The organism is Treponema sp. OMZ 798 (assembly GCF_024181385.1).
GTDB lineage: Bacteria > Spirochaetota > Spirochaetia > Treponematales > Treponemataceae > Treponema_B.
In genome coordinates this window covers 773,737-793,220 of the sequence record NZ_CP051305.1, presented here as the reverse complement: position 1 = coordinate 793,220, position 19,484 = coordinate 773,737, and the positions used below count along the sequence as shown (strand labels likewise).

The following is a 19,484-nucleotide window of genomic DNA, read 5'->3' as shown; positions in this document are numbered from 1 at the left end:
AAAAAACATACATAACAAAACCATGCGCAATAGCTCGGGGTTATACTACATTGTCTAAAAAAAAGTTTTATGTCTACATACATACACTGTTTCTTTTTCCTTTATTTTATTATATACCAATAATTTATTATCTTTGAGCTTTATTATATAAAATTTATTTTCTATATTTCCTTGTTCATTTAGCTCATAAGAGTATTCTCCAAACAATCCGCTTAAACTATGATCAAATATATATTCATTTATTGTTTCCAAATATGATGCAGTCCACATAGTTTCAATCACAAGAAATTTAGAATCGGAAAGAAATATAAATTCCTCATTAAACTCAATATACGATTCGGAATAATCTAAATTCGGAAAAGGATTTTCTTTTATCCAATAACTTATAGCTAAAGACATAATATTATCAAATTTAAAATTTCTATCAGCGTATTTATATTTATTTATGGGAAAGCCGGATGAAACTGTTGATTCGTTATCCGAAAACACAGATATTAAGAGAAACAACATAAATAATAAACAAATATATCTTTTTATCATAATTCATTTTCCTCCAAAGTTTTATTTAGATACTCATTTGCAACACTGTCCGCATGTTTCATGGCGTCAGTGTTCGATAAGCCTTCTGAAATGCATTCTTGGTATTTATTATTGTATAGATTCAAAGCCGTATTTAATATCTTATCGACAAGTCCATTTTTATAAGTACCATCAGGATATTTTTGTTTTCTAAGTCTTGAAGTTTTGAATATAATTTTGTTTCTTGTTTTACATAATTATTATATTCTTCAGATTTTTTTTCATATCCCATCTGTTCTGCATATGCTCCGGCTGTAATAAGAATATAATCATTAGCTTGTTCTTTATCAAATACGATGGCATCTTCCAAAGCTGTGTTTTTGGGTAGATCATATATTTGTTGATAAAGTTGACTGGCTCTATTTATTGTATCTAATTTTTTTTGATATTTCTCAATAAAAAAATTAAAAGCATCGTTGAATTTAGTATTTGCAAAATAAGATGCAATAAAATTCCCATCCGGGTCAGTATACTTCACCGGATTATTCCCCGCATAGTGGTACACGTGCAGATTGACGGTATTAAACACCCCACCCATTCCGGGTAAGTTTTCATTGTGTTTCTTCGCTTCGTCATTTACAGGAGCTTGCGGTATGTAATCATTTAATGCAGGATCTCCCGATAGCCACCTACTATATTTCGGATCAAGATACCTTGCCCCATAGTAATACAGCCCTGTCTCCTCTTTTGAAAATATACGGGCATCTCCTGCGTCGCACGGCAAAAAAGTGTCCTCGACGTATACCCGATACGCCTGCGGTACTTTTTTGCCTAACTCCTTGTATCTGCTCCGCCTATTTTCAAAAGTCCTGTCAGTGGAGTTACTTAGTAAATTTAAAAGCTTACCCCCCGATGTTTTGCCGAATGGCAAAACTCGAAGCTCAAAGGTGCCTAAGCAGCTTTGAGCGGCGGACTGCTGACACTTGTGTACTATCATAATTATGTAAAAGTACACAAGTGCAGGCACCGCGCTTTTCAGGGCTTCGCTGTCGCTTCGGTATCTTTCCGCAGAAATTACTGCGGAAAGATGTACAGCAAAAGCAATTTTGATAAATTGCTTTTGCTCCCTTGCAATCACTACCCGAGAGGTGAGATGGTTAGGCTGTGAATAAATGTAATATTTTGTTTTCATAATAATTTTCTCTTGTGCTAACCAGTTTATCAATTAATATTTTATCTCCACATTTTCTAATTTTTTATTCTTTATGCAAGGCATGATTTTAGTTATTTATACAACTATTTATGACAAGACCTTAGAACTCACTGCAAAGCACCTCCAATACCAAGAAACAGAAGAAAACCAATACAACATAATATGTAAATCACCAAAATTCTTATATCTTCAGGATAAGCTTTCATATAGTCCCATTCAACTGACATCCACCATTTTCCCATTGTTCCGTCCTCAATAAGCCTGTTATAAATATAAAATCGAATTACAACAGCTACTATGAAACATATACCACATAAGATAAATGAAATGGTTGATAAGAGTTGACGGATTAATTGTGTATTCATTTTAACCTCTTTAATAATTCTTCATTAGTGATATAATAAATATCTCCACTTTCATTTATTGTTTTTTTTGCAGCATCATACGTCCCTTTAAAAGGAATGAGACCTTTTAAAAAGTCCTTTACTCCAGCCCAAAAGGATGATTTTTTTTCACTAGATCCAAGTGAAATAGTAATACTTAAAGTAGTTGGTCGTAAATTTTTTAAAACTACCTCTCCTGCTTTTTTAGTCCCTTCTTTTATAACACCTTTAGCAATTCCTCCTACAGTAAGAGCATCTAGTCCAGCATTTACTAAAAATTTACCCATATTCCACCTATCCCTATTTTTTGCATGAGACCTACCTAAATCATAATATAAAGAACCTATAACTTCTCCGGTATCTTGATCTACCACATGGTATCTATCACCGTACCGATTATGGCTATATTCAACCTTTCCAATTAACTTCATACCATTATCATATCCAAACAGTGAAAATACCTGACCAATAAAAGTTTTATCTAATTCATTTAATTCAAATGCATACACTCCATCAATATCCCATTTCTTTCCCATATAATTATGATATGCTAAGTCAAAACCGCTAACTAGTATTATTTCTTCTCCATCCGGATCAGTATACTTCACCGGATTATTCCCTGCATAATGATACACATGAAGATTGACGGTATTAAACATCCCTCCCATTCCGGGCAAGTTCTCATTATGCTTCTTAGCTTCATCATTTATCGGTGCCTTGGGTATATAATCATTCAACGCCGGATCACCGCTTAACCACCTACTATACTTCGGGTCAAGATACCTTGCTCCATAGTAATACAGCCCTGTCTCCTCTTTTGAAAATATACGGGCATCTCCTGCGTCGCACGGCAAAAAAGTGTCCTCGACGTATACCCGATACGCCTGCGGTACTTTTTTGCCTAACTCCTTGTATCTGCTCCGCCTATTTTCAAAAGTCCTGTCAGTGGAGTTACTTAGTAAATTTAAAAGTTTAATCCCCGATGTTTTGCCGAATGGCAAAACTCGAAGCTCAAAGGTGCCTAAGAAGCTTTGAGCGGCGGACTGCTGACACTTGTGTACTATCATAATTATGTAAAAGTACACAAATACCGGCATCGCGCTTGCTTCGAAGCTGCGCCTATCGGCTTGCTGCACCAATGCCGCTCCAATCTTTTTGCTGCATTTATCTTCACAGGCAAAGCTCTTTCCTCCGGTCAGAGCTTGCTTTTCGATTACACAAACCGCAAAAAGGATTTCCGCTTCAATCGCTGTCCGAGAAGTGAGATAGTTAAGCTGTGAATAAATGTAAAGTTTTGTTTTCATAAGTTTGTCTATTACCTATATTTTTATAATATTTTTATAATATTCATATATACTCGCAATTGGTATTACCATTAGTATTTCTTTATTATATCCCAACAGTTTCTATAAACATTAGCATTTATTTTTACATATTTTACTTTGTTTTGATGATATACTTTAAATTCAGGAAACCTTACACCCTTTATATTTGGTGAACTTTTTTGCATAAAAAATATTGTATCATCAAAAACTTTAAACCAGCTGATTATTTCATCATGTTCAAAAATTTTTTCGGATTTTCTTGTTTTTCCATCATGGCGGAATAAAGCGTTTTTTTGTGTATAAAAAATATTGCCGTCAAGATCAGTATTAAATTCACCATTCAAACAGACTACATAAATCTTAAAATCATCTAATGACATGGACATAACTGCTGTTTCTAATTTATCATACAATAAAATTTGAGTTTTATAATATATACTATTATATTTTTTTGAATATGCAATGTGAACAGGTCGAGCGTAAGGATAAGGATATTCCACAGTTGCATTAGGCGTAAAAATATATTCATCTTCTTTATTATAAGTGTATGGAGAATTTTTATATAAATCCTTGCTGGATATTTCGAATTTATAAACTTTTGTTTCGTATAACAAGACTTTAGTATCCGTATTAAATTCATATTTGTATAAATTACCACCGTCAAAAAAGAGAATATCACGGCCTCCTACATTTACTGCAACAGTCTTTGTATATTCTAATGGAATAACTTTAATTATTTTTTTATTTATAACATCAAGATAGCAGATACACCGGGTCCCTGATATCACAATAAGGCCATCATCTGTAATAGTAATTGAATCTGAAGACAAAGTCATCTCTTTACCGTCTTCATTATATTGTCCGGCTGCAGTAAATTGTTGGATAACATCTGTATCTACATCACTCCCATTGAACCGTACATCATACCATTTTCCCTTTTGGGATATTTCAAACCACTCATTTTGTGTAGATGCAAATATATATTCTGATGTATCAAAGTCATAAATATATTCACTTGAAACTTCTTGCCGATTTTGTGTATTAAGCTTTAGTTTTATTCCTGATTTAAAAAACAACCAGTGAATCAAAATTCCTACAGGAAGAATAATCATCATTAATACAATAATATAAAGTATAACTATAATTTGTTTTTGTTTCATTAAGTTTACCTCTTTGGAAATAAATAATCTACCAGCATTCTTGGCAATACACCAAATTTATTTTTTATTCTAGAACCCAATCGTGAAGTAAAAGATTCACCATATACTGAGTTAAGTGTATCATATAATCTATTTGGGGATGTTAATGGAAAAAATTCGTCGGTAGTACCTAATAATAATGCAAATCCTAACATAGAATTACCACTTGAATACATTGTATCTAATACTAGATCACTACAGTTTTCAATACCAAAATTATATTTGTCATTCCAATGGTTATCGGCATATGTTTTCATCCTTTTATCTTCAGCTATAGAAGTTTTTATACGAACTCTACGATTATAACGTCCTGAAACAGCTTTATCTTTATCAAAGGCTTCGATACTATCATACTTATCATATCTAAAATTTCCATTTTCAGTTCTTCGTCTTTTATCATTATCATCTATTGGATCAATATCTTTATTAGATTCAAAGGGGCCATCTTTACTATAATAAATCCATCCATCTTTATCGTTGCCAATCAACATCGCTCCATGACCATTGCCTCCAACAGCACTCTGATCATTAAGATATATTATATCTCTCCCATCCGGATCAATATATTTAATCGGATTATTGCCCGCATAGTGGTAAATATGTAAATTTATCGTATTATATACTCCACCCATACCGGCAAGCTTACTAGGTTCTGTCCCAGGAGGAGGTATATACTCTCCTAACGCCGGGTCTCCCGATAACCACCTACTATACTTCGGATCAAGATACCTCGCTCCATAGTAGTACAGCCCCGTCTCTTCATCAAGCTCTTTTCCCGTAAATCTGAACGGTAACTTATCTAAGCCCGCGGCGACCTCTTCAATCCAGAGTTCGCCGTAAGGCGTGTATTCTATATGTTCGTACTGTCTGCCTCTCCAGTCGGTTATAAATTGTGCGCTGCCCAAGTGGTCGCTATGGTAGTAGTAACGCTTCTCTGTTTGTTCTGTTGTGTCGCCGTTATTATCGGCGTGAGTCATGGCGGTTACTAATCTTGAGTTGCCTACAAAGATGTGTTTGCTTACTCTGAGTCCGTGCTCGTGGTTGGGTTCGTGGGCAACTTGGTGTACGGAGTAAAAGTTATTAAAGTCTATTAGGAGAGGGAAGACACTTTTGTCAGATAAAAGATTAACCTTGAAGCTTCGCCGGATGTACTTCTTTCCCCTATAACCCCTCCTATCTTCAAAATTGCTACCTAAGGGCTCTGCCCTTAAGAATCCCGAAGCTTTAGTTTGATTTTTAACCATCCATAAAAGTAAAACATAATAGTACAACTTTATAACTTGAGAAAATATATAAACAGTAGATAATACATTATAAGTTTTCATTTTAGCCTTTATCATATATTTATAGAAACCAAAAACTATATTCATCTAAAACTGTAATTGTACAATCTTTTTTGTTTATTTTAACAAACACCGTAATTCTATCAAATCTACGATTTTGAAATCCTATAAAAATATTAAATGAACCTTGATAAATATCATTATCAGAAAACTTAGACACAGTTATTAATATTTTATTTTTATTCTTCGGACTTATACTATATTTTAAAATCTCAAATGGGATTTCCACTCGCTCCATATCACTTATTGCCTCTGCCCATAACTTAGTCATTTCATGACCTATTTTTTTTGCATTATATTCAATGATAATATCATTACCATCCATTGAAATAAAATTTATTAATGGCGGCTTAGGTAATATACATGCAGATAAATGTATACAAAAAGAAATAATTAAGATTAATCTTGTAAATTTTCTGAAACCCATTTTGTAGCCTCCGACGTTATTCCTGAATTTATTAGTATACGATTCATATCTTTTAAAGCTGCACGATCTTTATCAGACATCTTATCGCCTCGCCTGAATTTTGTATAAAGAGCGGCATAAATACCAACCAGTTGAGCTTGCCCTTCTAAATATGGTATGTCAGATAATTTATTATATTTAGATATGTCTGTTAATTCATAATCACCTGATTTATAAACATCTGAAAATAGAGAGTAAATTCTTTCATTTATAACCAACCGATCCCATGCTGATGGAAATAATTTTGGAAGAGGAATAATACCAGCACCTGCACTGTCAAAAAAATATTGTACTTGATGAAATGCCTCATGTATTAGAGTTTTTTTTCCATGGTCACTCGCCAAAGGATTATTAAAAATCTCTTTATCTAAATAAATTGTTTTCCAAGCAAGTGATGCGCTGCCATTTATAGGTGATGATTTAATAGTAACATTATTATTTATATTTTTACCTATAGTACCAAGAATTTCTTCAATATAAGATAACTCATTTGATGATATAGATCTACTTTTTCTCCCATCCGGATCGGTATACTTCACCGGATTATTGCCCGCGTAGTGGTACAGGTGCAAGTTTACAACATTAAACACGCCTCCCATGCCCGGCAGGTTTTCATTGTGCTTCTTCGCTTCATCATCTATCGGAGCCTTTGGTATGTAATCATTTAACGCCGGATCACCTGACAGCCACCTCGAATACTTCGGATCAAGATACCTTGCCCCATAGTAATACAGCCCTGTCTCTTCATCCAGTTCTTTACCGGTAAACCTAAACGGCAGTTTATCTATTCCGGGTGCCGTTTCCTCTATCCACAGCTCTCCATACGGGGTATACTCTATGTGTTCATACTGCATACCATTCCAATCGGTTATAAACTGTGCACTTTGCAGATGGTCTGCGTGGTAGTAGTATCTTTTCTCTGTTTGTTCTGTTGTGTCGCCGTGGTTGTCTGCGTGCGTCATAGCAGTTACTAATCGCGAGTTTCCGACAAAGATGTGTTTGCTTACTCTAAGCCCATGTTCGTGGTTGGGTTCATGGGCAACTTGGTGTACCGAATAAAAGTTATTAAAATACAGTGTCTCGTTGTTACTCTGTTGTGTAAATTTTAATGCTCTCTGTCCGTCATCTCCATAGCGGTATATTACTGTGTTTAACTTATCGTCCGATTTTACCAAGAGATTTCTTTCGTTCCATGTATAATCTCTTCTGTAGCCTCCTGTAGGTGTAGTACTTGTTGTGCCTCCACTTTCTAGGTTTGCAGGGTCATCTTCAGGGGGTTCTAGGTCAAAGCCGTAGTCTACGCCGTATACGTCATGTTCTGCAAAGTAGGAGTAGGTAAAGGTAAGATCTTCTTTGTCGCTGAACTTTCCGTCTTTTTCTGCAGTGATGTTGCCGTTGGCGTCGTATCGGTAATAACGGGTTCCGGCTCTTATTAAGCGGTGTGCATATTTACTGTCATACTCATAATCCGATTCATAGTTTAGTTTTGTGTCATCGGTAGTTCCTATTGAGCCTCCGGGAAGGTTTGTGGTGCTGCTCTTATTCGTCATGTTCCCTATTATGTCGAAGGCAAAGGTTTGTCTGTATTTATTTGTGTGTAAGGGGTTTGACGGGTGAGGGTTATCGGGGTTAGGGTTTATTCCTCCGTATTGTTTGTGCGTTCCTTCGGCTTTTATAAGTTGATAGAGGGCATCATAGCTGTAGCTTTGACTTGTTTCATATTTGCTTGAAGTATTTATATACCCCTCTACATTGCCTACTGCATCAAAGTTGTAGTTTATTTTTTGGAATACCAAATTCTTATCTTTATTTTCTGTCTTGATGTCTTTTAGCCAGCGGCGTGCAGGGTCATAAGTGTATCTTGTTTCGACTCCGTTGCCGTATTTGATGTAGACTCGTTGTGCATGTTCATCGTATAAGATATTGTCTACGTATCTATAGGTTTCTATTCCCTTTGTGCCGGTAACTCCTTTTAATTGTCCTCCTTTGTCGTAGCTGTAAGTCAGCACTTCGCCGTCGGGGTAGCTTATGCTTTGCATTCTGCCAAGGTAGTCGGCTTCGTAGTTAAAGACGGCGGTTACGGGTTTTTGGAAGTCTCTTCCCCTCTTTATTGTCCGTGTTTCTACCTTTACCTCGTTTAGTAGGCCGTAGCTGTACATTGTCTCTCCTGTTTCATCTTTTTTGCGGATTACTTCTCCCGCTCCTTTTTCTCCCGGTGCTCCGTATTCATATTCTACATCTTCACTAAAAGGATAGTCTATTTTTATTATTCTGTCCAGTCCGTCGTATTCATATTTTATTGACGCTAATTTTGAGCGCAGGACTGAATCCGTCTCATATTCCAATCGGCCTTTATCGTCATAGCTCCATTCTTTTCTTCCCATATCAAGGCTTTCTAAACTTATACGCCTTCCGAGCATGTCATAGTTTACTGCTAATAAGTTGTCTTTAGCGTCGTAGGCTCGCAGCATCTCGCCAAGAACAGAGTATTCGTATTTTGCCTTAGTAAGGAGAGTGTTGTTTTTATCCCGTCTTTCTACTTCTTTTATGTTTCCTCTTATATCTTTTTTACTGATGTTTATGTTTTCCAATGGGTCGGTTGTTTTTGTTATTTGAAGCGAAGCATCTATCGAGTATTCCGTTTTTTGACTGTTTCCATCGGGAAGGGTTGTTTTTATTACGCGGCCTAGTCCGTCATATTCATAGCTTGTAGGATGTTTTAATTCGTTTAATTTTTCATATAAAAGGATTTGGCTTGAGCTTCCGCTTAATTCATTTTGTATATCTCCTCCATAGAACACGGGCTGTCCTTCTCCTTTTTTTCTTCCGTCTTCATCATAATAAACCGCTCCCGAAACATTCCAGCCTGTTTGAGTTTGGTAATCGGTTCCGTCTATGTATACTTCTCCTTCTTTGGCTGTGTAGTTTATGCGTCCTAAGCCATCGTGGATTACCTCTTTTGAAAATATGCGGGCATCTCCTGCGTCGCTACGCAAAAATAAATGCTCGACGTATACCCGATACGCCTCCGCTTTATTTTTACTAGGCTCCTTGTATCTGCTCCGCCTATTTTCAAAAGTCCTGTCAGTAGTTTTTTTCAGTAATGAGTTTCTTTTGGCGGACTGCTCAATTTTGTTTTTTATCAGTATGAAGAAAACAAAATTAAGCACCGCGCTTTCCGCTCCAATCTTTTTGCTGCATTTGTCTTCACAGGCAAGGCTCTTCCCTCCGGTCAGAGCTTGCTTTTTGCTTAAACACACCGCAAAAAGGATTTCTGCTTCAATCGCTGTCCGAGTGAGATAGTTAGGTTGTGAATAAATACAAAGTTTTGTTTTCATAGTTTTTTTATTTCCTGCCTCTGTTTTATCAATTCCAATATTTTATTTAAATATACTCTTATCAAATCTAATCTTCCTAAAGCAGTTAAATAATTTACATCAATAAATTTTCTATTCAAGAAAATTTTTTTCATTTATTTATCTATTCTAAAATACCTAATATTGTTTTTTAGATAATATTAGGTATTTATTTATAATATTTTATTTCACGGATAATAGTATCTGTAAAATCAGTATTATCTCCATGAAATATTTGCATCTCTATCCAGTTTCCAAATTTGTCGTATCTGATAAATTTATACCGTGATTTTGATTTTCCAAATACATTTATGCATTGCACCAACTCACCTTTTTCATATTCCATTTTTATAGATTCATATCCTACTCCTGCATGAGAAATTCCTATCTCGGATAAAAAAGTATTATTAGCATATTTAAATATCCATTTTTTATCAGGAGTATTAATTTTTGTGATCTGATTATTTTCAAAATAAAATTCATTGTCATTAAAAAAATAAATATTTTCTTTTTTACCTGATCTAACTATATTTATTTCTCTCTTATCTCCATTTTTATCAGCTTTATATATTTTTGCTTCTAATATATTATCTGATTGTTTTACCGGAGCGTACTCAATAACTATCATACTCGTAAGTTTCTTAACATAAGAGTCTTCATAGATTTCTATCTTTTCTATAGGACGATTATATTTATCATATTTGATACTCTCATATATATATCCGGCAACCGTCTTTCTTTTTTCATATATATAATTACCGTAATAATCATAATGTCTTTCAAAAATAAATTCTCGCTTACCTAAATTTTCTAATTTAGGTATTTCCCCTGAACTCTCACCATATTTTTCATAATCAGATATAGCCTCTCTCAGTGCCCATTCACTTTTTATAACATATACAAAAATAGACTCAGGTTTTTTTGTAAGATAAGCTAAATGATATGGAATTAAATCATTATTTTTTAATTCTTTTATTAGAAAGCCACGGTCATAAATATCATCATCCTTTTTTGAATCTAGGTTTATATTATTTAAAATCTTACTATTATCGAATTCATTATTTTCTCTTTTTGTACATGAAACCAAAAGAACCAACATAAAAATAAAAATCATATTCCTTAAAATTTTCATTATTTAGTCTCCCTTAATAAGTTATTCGGGTAAAAATGGAACAGTTTTTACCTTTTCTATCTTAAATATATCAATACGGATTATAGCTGAAGAATCCGTTATGATATCATTAACGACTGTTGACGGTAAATATCCTTTTTCTGAGGTATTATTAATTTTGATGGTATAATTATCTTCAGTATCCACAATAATTCCATCAGAATTCATGTTGACAGTATGACCTCCATACTTATTTGAAACTCTAATGGTAATAGCATATAAGTCTTCTGATTTGCTTAGTTTTTCCAATTCGCTACCATATTCATTTAAGCTAATATTATTTAATGATTTATAAAATGACATTTTATATTCACTTAGAATAGATATGGAATTTACTAATTTGGAAGCAGTAGGAGAGTTAAATATTAAATTTTTGTTATTTCCATCATAAATATCCTTCTTAAGAGCCAATGAATTAGCATTTTGTAATGTACGTTCACCAATAGCACTTATCGCATTTGCAATTCTAGTATATGCTGTTAAAACACAGCCATGTGAAGCAATTGTAGTATTACCCTTACCTAAGGGATCTTCTTCTCCGTTTTCTTGGACCAAAGTCGTACTAACATCCAGTATTTTTTCTCCATCCGGGTCAGTATACTTAACCGGATTATTCCCCGCATAATGATACACATGAAGGTTCACCACATTAAACACTCCGCCCATTCCAGGTAAGTTCTCGTTGTGTTTCTTCGCTTCGTCATTTACAGGAGCTTGCGGTATATAATCGTTTAATGCCGGATCTCCACTTAGCCACCTACTATACTTCGGATCAAGATACCTTGCCCCATAATAATACAATCCTGTTTCCTCATCTAATTCCTTTCCCGTAAACCTAAACGGTAACTTATCGATTCCGGGAGCAGTCTCCTCTATCCAGAGTTCCCCGTATGGTGTATACTCTATATGTTCATATTGTTCGCCTCTGACGTCGGTTATGAATTGGGCACTTTGTAAGTGATCTGCATGATAATAATATCGCTTCTCATTCTGTTCTGTTGTGTCGCCGTTATTATCGGCGTGAGTCATGGCCGTTACTAATCTTGAGTTTCCGACAAAGATGTGTTTACTTACTCTAAGTCCGTGTTCGTGGTTGGGCTCATGGGCAACTTGATGTACCGAATAAAAGTTATTGAAATAAAGAGTTTCACTATTACTCTGTTGCGTAAATTTTAAGGCTCTCTGTCCGTCATCTCCGTAGCGGTATATTACTGTGTTTAACTTATCATCTGATTTTATCAAGAGATTTCTTTCGTTCCATGTGTAGTCCCGTCGATAGCCTCCTGTAGGTGTAGTGCTTGTTGTGCCTACTTCCAGGTTTGCAGGGTCATCTTCAGGGGGTTCTAAGTCAAAGCCGTAATCTACGCCGTATACGTCATGTTCTGCAAAGTATGAGTAGGTAAACGTAAAATCTTCCTTTTCTGTAAAGGGGCCGTCTTTTTCGGCCGTTATGTTGCCGTTGGCGTCGTAGCGGTAATAACGGTTTCCTGCTCTTATTAGGCGGTGGGCGTATTTATTGTCATATTCGTAGTCCAGCTCATAGTTTAGTTTTGTGTCGTCACTGCTTATTGAGCCTCCTTCAATATTGGTTGTGCTTATCTTATTTGTCATGTTCCCTATTATGTCGAAGGCAAAGGTTTGCCTGTATTTATTTGTGTGTAAGGGATTTGAAGGATGCGGGTTATCGGGGTTAGGGTTTATTCCTCCGTATTGTTTGTGCGTTCCTTCGGCTTTTATAAGTTGGTACAAATTGTCATAACTGTAGCTTTGGCTTGTTTCATATTTGCTAGCCGTGTTTATGTATCCTTCTACATTGCCTACTGCATCAAAGTTATAATTTATTTTTTGGAATACCAAATTCTTATCTTTGTTTTCTGTCTTGATGTCTTTTAGCCAACGCCGTGCAGGGTCATAGTTGTATCTTGTTTCTACTCCGTTGCCGTATTTGATGTAGACTCTTTGTGAGTGTTCATCGTATAAGATATTGTCTACGTATCTATAGGTTTCTATTCCTTTTTTGCCTATAACTCCTTTTAATTGTCCTCCTTTGTCGTAGCTGTAAGTCAGCACTTCTCCGTCAGGGTAGCTTATGCTCTGCATTCTGCCAAGGTAGTCGGCTTCATAGTTAAAGACGGCGGTTACGGGTTTTTGGAAGTCTCTTCCCCGCTTTATCGTGCGTGTTTCTGTCTTTACTTCGTTCAGTAAGCCGTAGCTGTACATTGTTTCTCCCGTTTCGTCTTTTTTGCGGATTATCTCGCCGGCGCCTTTATCGCCGGGAGGGCCGTATTCATATTCTACATCTTCACTAAAAGGATAGTCTATTTTTATTATTCTGTCCAGTCCGTCGTATTCGTATTTTATTGATGCTAATTTTGATCTTAATACGGAGTCGCTTTCATATTCAAGTCTTCCCTTATCGTCATAGTTCCATTCTTTTCTTCCCATATCAAGGCTTTCTAAACTTATACGCCTTCCGAGCATGTCATAGTTTACTGCTAAAAGATTGTCTTTAGCGTCGTAGGCTCGCAGCATCTCGCCAAGAACAGAGTATTCGTATTTTGCCTTAGTAAGGAGAGTGTTGTTTTTATCCCGTCTTTCTACTTCTTTTATGTTTCCTCTTATATCTTTTTTACTGATGTTTACGTTTTCCAATGGGTCGGTTGTTTTTGTTATTTGTAAGGAAGAATCTATCGAGTACTCATTACGCTGTATGTTTCCGTCGGGAAGGGTTGTTTTTATTACGCGGCCTAGTCCGTCATATTCATAGCTTGTAGGATGTTTTAATTCGTTTAATTTTTCATATAAAAGGATTTGGCTTGAGCTTCCGCTTAATTCATTTTGTATATCTCCTCCATAGAACACGGGCTGTCCTTCTCCTTTTTTTCTTCCGTCTTCATCATAGTAAACTGCTCCCGAAACGTTCCAGCCTGTTTGAGTAGAATCAGCTGTTCCTTCAATGTATACTTCTCCTTCTTTGGCTGTGTAGTTTATGCGTCCTAGACCATCATGGATTACTTCTTTTGAAAATATGCGGGCATCTCCTGCGTCGCTACGCAAAAATAAATGCTCGACGTATACCCGATACGCCTCCGCTTTATTTTTACTAGGCTCCTTGTATCTGCTCCGCCTATTTTCAAAAGTCCTGTCAGTAGTTTTTTTCAGTAATGAGTTTCTTTTGGCGGACTGCTCAATTTTGTTTTTTATCAGTATGAAGAAAACAAAATTAAGCACCGCGCTTTCCGCTCCAATCTTTTTGCTGCATTTGTCTTCACAGGCAAGGCTCTTCCCTCCGGTCAGAGCTTGCTTTTTGCTTAAACACACCGCAAAAAGGATTTCTGCTTCAATCGCTGTCCGAGAAAAGAGGTAGGCAGAATGTTTAAATAAATAACTAGTTTTCATTTTCTCCTATTTCTTTTAGTAGTTCTTTTGATTTTTCAGTAAAATACTCGTATAATTTTCTTTGATAATCGTCATGTTTTTTATAATTTAATACTCCATAAAAACATTCATTTATATTTAATGATTTAATTCTCCCAAAAAAGAAAATAAGAAACGGTGAATCAATAATACCTTTTTCATATTCTGATATTTTCTTATTTTTAATAATTAATTCAATTTCAGAAATATATTTATTAAAAATATCTTCATTCAATTCTAATAATACATTACCATAATTGTTATTAAAGTAAAAAATACAATATTTATTCTTTTTTGATGAAGACACAAAGATCAGATGCCAATTAATAGAATTAGGATTTTGATATAAACCAGGTATAATTATTTCATAATATTTATCTATATCATTATTAAATTCCTCTATCAGTATTTTATAATAATTATCCTTAGAATCTATATAAGAAAATTTTTGATACTCATTAGGAATCTCAAAACTTAATGCTAAAATATTAAAATATAGAAAAAATATTAAAGTAAAAAACTTTTTTTTCATCTAATTTTACTCCACATCTCAACACGTTTTTTTGTTTTTTCATAAGTTCTTATTCCTATATCATAACTTGAATATGTATTCCTATGTGACTTACCAAAAAATAGTCTAATTTGATTCTCAATATTAACAGCATTTAACTCTTTTTTTCTATTGAAACGTGATTTCCCACCATTAACCGGAATGTAAGAATTCTTATAATACATCCCTCTCATATTATCATAAGCATGTGTTAACTCATGGGCAATAATCTCTAATGCGCTAAAATTATCCCCTGTTGATTTTTCACTATATGTAAATTCTGGACTTAGATAAATAGTTGAATCAGAAGGGTAGTCTAAAAGAAAATTTTTTTTGTTCATAATTCCACATACAGGAATTTTGAATTCTTCATTAAAGTCTTTTATAGTAACTGTTATCTCCTTATTTTCTCGTATAGCATCAAGCATATCTTTAAATTCTGCAGAAGCAGAGGAAGCTAAATCAAGTAATTTTTCAATTTTTTTTACGTAATTAGGGTCATCGGATGACGAACCATCAATTATTAATATTCTCCCATCCGGATCAATATATTTAATCGGATTATTCCCTGCGTAATGATACACATGTAAGTTTACAACATTAAACACTCCGCCCATTCCCGGCAAGTTCTCATTGTGCTTCTTCGCTTCATCATCAATAGGAGCCTTTGGTATATAATCATTTAGTGCAGGATCCCCTGACAGCCACCTCGAATACTTCGGATCCAAGTACCTCGCCCCATAGTAGTACAACCCCGTCTCTTCATCCAGTTCTTTACCGGTAAACCTAAACGGCAGTTTATCTATTCCGGGTGCCGTTTCCTCTATCCACAGCTCTCCATACGGGGTATACTCTATGTGTTCATACTGCATACCATTCCAATCGGTTATAAACTGTGCACTTTGCAGATGGTCTGCGTGGTAGTAGTATCTTTTCTCTGTTTGTTCTGTTGTGTCGCCGTGGTTGTCTGCGTGCGTCATAGCAGTTACTAATCGCGAGTTTCCGACAAAGATGTGTTTGCTTACTCTAAGCCCATGTTCGTGGTTGGGTTCATGGGCAACTTGGTGTACCGAATAAAAGTTATTAAAATACAATGTCTCGCTATTACTCTGTTGCGTAAATTTTAAGGCTCTCTGTCCGTCATCTCCGTAGCGGTATATTACTGTGTTTAACTTATCGTCCGATTTTATCAATAGGTTGCGTTCATTCCATGTATAATCTCTTCTGTAGCCTCCTTGTATTCCGCCTCCTGTGGTTGTGCCTACTTCTAGGTTTGCAGGGTCATCTTCGGGAGGTTCTAAGTCAAAGCCGTAATCTACGCCGTATACGTCATGCTCTGCAAAGTAGGAGTAGGTAAATGTTATTTCTTCTTTGTCGCTGAACTTTCCGTCTTTTTCTGCAGTGATGTTGCCGTTGGAGTCGTAACGGTAATAGCGGTTTCCTGCTCTTATTAGGCGGTGGGCGTATTTATTGTCATATTCGTAGTCCAGCTCATAGTTTAGTTTTGTCTCATCACTGCTTATTGAGCCGCCTGTGAGGTTTGTGGTGCTGTTCTTATTCGTCATGTTCCCTATTATGTCGAAGGCAAAGGTTTGTCTGTATTTATTTGTGTGTAAGGGATTTGACGGGTGAGGGTTATCGGGGTTGGGGTTTATTCCTCCGTATTGTTTGTGCGTTCCTTCGGCTTTTATAAGTTGGTACAAATTGTCATAACTGTAGCTTTGACTTGTTTCATATTTGCTTGAAGTATTTATATACCCTTCTACATTCCCTACTGCATCAAAGTTGTAGTTTATTTTTTGGAATACCAAATTCTTATCTTTGTTTTCTGTCTTGATGTCTTTTAGCCAGCGGCGTGCAGGGTCGTAGGTGTATCTTGTTTCTACTCCGTTGCCGTATTTGATGTAGACTCTTTGACCATGCTCGTCATACAAGATATTGTCTACATACCTATAGGTTTCTATTCCTTTTTTGCCTATAACTCCTTTTAATTGTCCTCCTTTGTCGTAGCTGTAAGTCAGCACTTCTCCGTCAGGGTAGCTTATGCTCTGCATTCTGCCAAGGTAGTCGGCTTCGTAGTTAAACACGGCAGTTACGGGTTTTTGGAATTCTCTGCCGCGCTTTATTGTGCGTGTTTCTATCTTTACTTCGTTTAATTCACCGTATTCGTATTTTGTCTCTCCCGTTTCGTCTTTTTTGCGGATTACCTCTCCCGCTCCTTTTTCTCCCGCTGCTCCGTATTCATATTCTACATCTTCACTAAAAGGATAGTCTATTTTTATTATTCTGTCCAGTCCGTCGTATTCATATTTTATTGACGCTAATTTTGATCTTAATACGGAGTCGTTTTCATACTCAAGTCTACCCTTATCGTCATAGTTCCATTCTTTTCTTCCCGTATCAAGGCTTTCTAAACTTATGCGCCGTCCAAGCATGTCATAGTTTACTGCTAAAAGATTGTCTTTAGCATCATAGGCTCGCAGCATCTCGCCAAGAACAGAGTATTCGTATTTTGCCTTAGTAAGAAGAGTGTTGTTTTTATCACGTCTTTCTACTTCTTTTATGTTTCCTCTTATATCTTTTTTACTGATGTTTATGTTTTCTTTAGGGTCTATTGTTTTTGTTATTTGTAAGGAAGAATCTATCGAGTACTCATTACGCTGTATGTTTCCGTCGGGAAGGGTCGTTTTTATTACGCGGCCTAGTCCGTCATATTCATAGCTTGTAGGATGTTTTAATTCGTTTAATTTTTCATATAAAAGGATTTGGCTTGAGCTTCCGCTTAATTCATTTTGTATATCTCCTCCATAGAACACGGGCTGTCCTTCTCCTTTTTTTCTTCCGTCTTCATCATAATAAACCGCTCCCGAAACATTCCAGCCTGTTTGAGTTTGGTAATCGGTTCCGTCTATGTATACTTCTCCTTCTTTGGCTGTGTAGTTTATTCTTCCTAGACCATCATGCATTACTACCGTCTTCATTACTGCCTTATCTTCTTTTCTTGTGCTTATTTTGTTTTCGGTTACGGTGTACCAGTATCTTTCTTCAGGTGTAAAGTATGTATATTTTGCGTAAGGGGTTTTGTCTGTGTCGTAGGGACTTCTCACCTCTGTTACTCTTCCAAAGCCGTCATATTTATAAGTCATTGTATTGTTTGCACTGTCCGTTTCCTTTAACTTTACGCCTAAGACGCTGTCCCATTCTATAGTGCTTGTGTAAGTTTGATCTCCCTTAGAACTTATCTCTTTTATTTCAATCGGGTATATGCCGTCTAAATATTTGTACTCAATTCTTTTTCCGGTTGGAGCTGTTACTGCTTTTATACTTCCTTCATCCGTCCATTCTATGCGGTTTACAAGGTAAGCGGACTGTGATGTGTATTGTTTTAGTTCGGTTAAGGCTCCCGTCTTACTGTCATAGCTTCCTTCTCTTTTGCGTAGGAGTTTATTGTTTATGTCTTTTACTTCTATTTTTTCGGGGTGTGATTTAAAGTACTTCTCTTCACTCGCCTCCTTCCAGTAAGTTATTTCTGCCGTTATGTCGTCATTTGCCTTTGTGACGTCTCCTTCATCATAGAGTTTTGTAACGTTGCCGTATTTATCGTATACATAGCGTTTAGACGTTTTTAGGTAACTATAGGGGTTTTCTTTTTCTCTTTGTGTTACTTCTTCTTTAATTACTCGGGCGTGAGGGGCGATGTCTACTTCTATTTCTTTTTCGGTGTAGGTAAATCCGTCATATATGGTTTTGCTTTTTTTTACCATGCCTTTTCTGTAATATTTGTCGTTATAGTACTCGGTTTCTTGGATGGTGCCGCCTTCGCTTCTTTTTGTTACCTTGGCAAAGCCGTAGAATTCCTTTGTTTCTCTATCATAGTAGCCGTCTTCGTAAGAGTAATAGGTGGTATACTCTTGTTCTTTTGAAAATATGCGGGCATCTCCTGCGTCGCACGGCAAAAAAGTGTCCTCGACGTATACCCGATACGCCTGCGGTACTTTTTTGCCTAACTCCTTGTATCTGCTCCGCCTATTTTCAAAAGTCCTTTCAGTGGAGCGGTTTAGTAATAAGTTGTTTTTTAAGCAGCTTTGAGCGGCGGACTGCTCAATTTTGTTTTTTAGCATTACGAAGAAAACAAAATTGAGCACCACGCTTTTCGCTCCAATCTTTTTGCTGTATTTGTTTTCACGGGCAAGGCTCTTCCCTCCGGTCAGAGCTTGCTTTTTGATTAAACAAACCTCAAAAAGGATTTCCGCTTCAATCGCTGTCCGAGAGATAAAATGGCCAAGTTGTAGATACAAATAAAAAGGGGCTTTCATCATTTTCTTTTCTTTTACATCCAAGTCTTCTATTTTTTTCTTCTGTCTGTGATGCAACATATTACTTTAATTGTTTACATTTTTTTATGACATGATCATAAACCTTCATTTTTTCATCCAAATTTTCCTATTTTATAATAATGGGCACCTCTAAAAACCTATTTTTAGTGTACCTATTTATTATTTTAGTAGCTTTTTTATAAATTGTCTAGTGTAAAACTTGGAT

At 35.8% G+C, this 19,484-nt stretch carries 9 protein-coding genes and 3 pseudogenes; all 12 read right to left on the bottom strand.

The genetic code is table 11. From position 1 onward, the window contains the following. Positions 1 to 54: 54 nt before the first annotated feature. Positions 55 to 540, bottom strand: coding sequence for a hypothetical protein (locus tag E4O07_RS03660; RefSeq protein ID WP_253687460.1), 486 nt, complete (start codon positions 538 to 540; stop codon positions 55 to 57). Positions 541 to 1,024: 484 nt separating this feature from the next. Further along, positions 1,025 to 1,264 (bottom strand): annotated as a pseudogene (locus tag E4O07_RS13495) (RHS repeat-associated core domain-containing protein); the annotation flags it as partial. A gap of 575 nt (positions 1,265 to 1,839) precedes the next feature. Next, on the bottom strand, positions 1,840 to 2,097 hold the full coding sequence (locus tag E4O07_RS03650) for a hypothetical protein (protein WP_253687458.1): 258 nt from the start codon (positions 2,095 to 2,097) through the stop codon (positions 1,840 to 1,842). A 581-nt stretch (positions 2,098 to 2,678) separates the two neighbouring features. Beyond that, positions 2,679 to 2,930, bottom strand: a pseudogene (locus tag E4O07_RS13490) (RHS repeat-associated core domain-containing protein); the annotation flags it as partial. A 560-nt stretch (positions 2,931 to 3,490) separates the two neighbouring features. Then, entirely contained in the window at positions 3,491 to 4,600 is a 1,110-nt protein-coding gene (locus tag E4O07_RS03640; RefSeq protein ID WP_253687456.1) for a hypothetical protein, read from the bottom strand. Positions 4,601 to 5,175: 575 nt separating this feature from the next. After that, positions 5,176 to 5,724, bottom strand: a pseudogene (locus E4O07_RS13485) (RHS repeat domain-containing protein); the annotation flags it as partial. Positions 5,725 to 5,983: 259 nt separating this feature from the next. Then, positions 5,984 to 6,409 carry a hypothetical protein gene (locus tag E4O07_RS03630; protein ID WP_253687455.1) on the bottom strand — a complete coding sequence of 142 codons (426 nt, stop codon included), beginning with the start codon at positions 6,407 to 6,409 and terminating at the stop codon, positions 5,984 to 5,986. Continuing rightward, positions 6,382 to 9,786 carry an RHS repeat-associated core domain-containing protein gene (locus E4O07_RS03625; RefSeq protein WP_253687454.1) on the bottom strand — a complete coding sequence of 1,135 codons (3,405 nt, stop codon included), beginning with the start codon at positions 9,784 to 9,786 and terminating at the stop codon, positions 6,382 to 6,384. Before E4O07_RS03625 ends, E4O07_RS03630 begins: the two co-directional genes overlap by 28 nt. Before the next feature lie 187 nt (positions 9,787 to 9,973). Next, on the bottom strand, positions 9,974 to 10,936 hold the full coding sequence (locus E4O07_RS03620) for a hypothetical protein (protein WP_253687453.1): 963 nt from the start codon (positions 10,934 to 10,936) through the stop codon (positions 9,974 to 9,976). Between the two features lie 21 nt (positions 10,937 to 10,957). Further along, positions 10,958 to 14,374 (bottom strand): RHS repeat-associated core domain-containing protein, encoded by a 3,417-nt coding sequence (locus tag E4O07_RS03615; RefSeq protein ID WP_253687452.1) that lies wholly within the window; start codon positions 14,372 to 14,374, stop codon positions 10,958 to 10,960. Then, positions 14,364 to 14,924 carry a hypothetical protein gene (locus E4O07_RS03610; RefSeq protein ID WP_253687451.1) on the bottom strand — a complete coding sequence of 187 codons (561 nt, stop codon included), beginning with the start codon at positions 14,922 to 14,924 and terminating at the stop codon, positions 14,364 to 14,366. Before E4O07_RS03610 ends, E4O07_RS03615 begins: the two co-directional genes overlap by 11 nt. Further along, the gene (locus E4O07_RS03605) at positions 14,921 to 19,318 is read right to left on the bottom strand and encodes an RHS repeat-associated core domain-containing protein (RefSeq protein WP_253687450.1); all 4,398 of its coding nucleotides are present in this window, start codon (positions 19,316 to 19,318) and stop codon (positions 14,921 to 14,923) included. The genes E4O07_RS03610 and E4O07_RS03605 overlap by 4 nt, the downstream gene beginning before the upstream one ends. Positions 19,319 to 19,484: the final 166 nt, after the last annotated feature.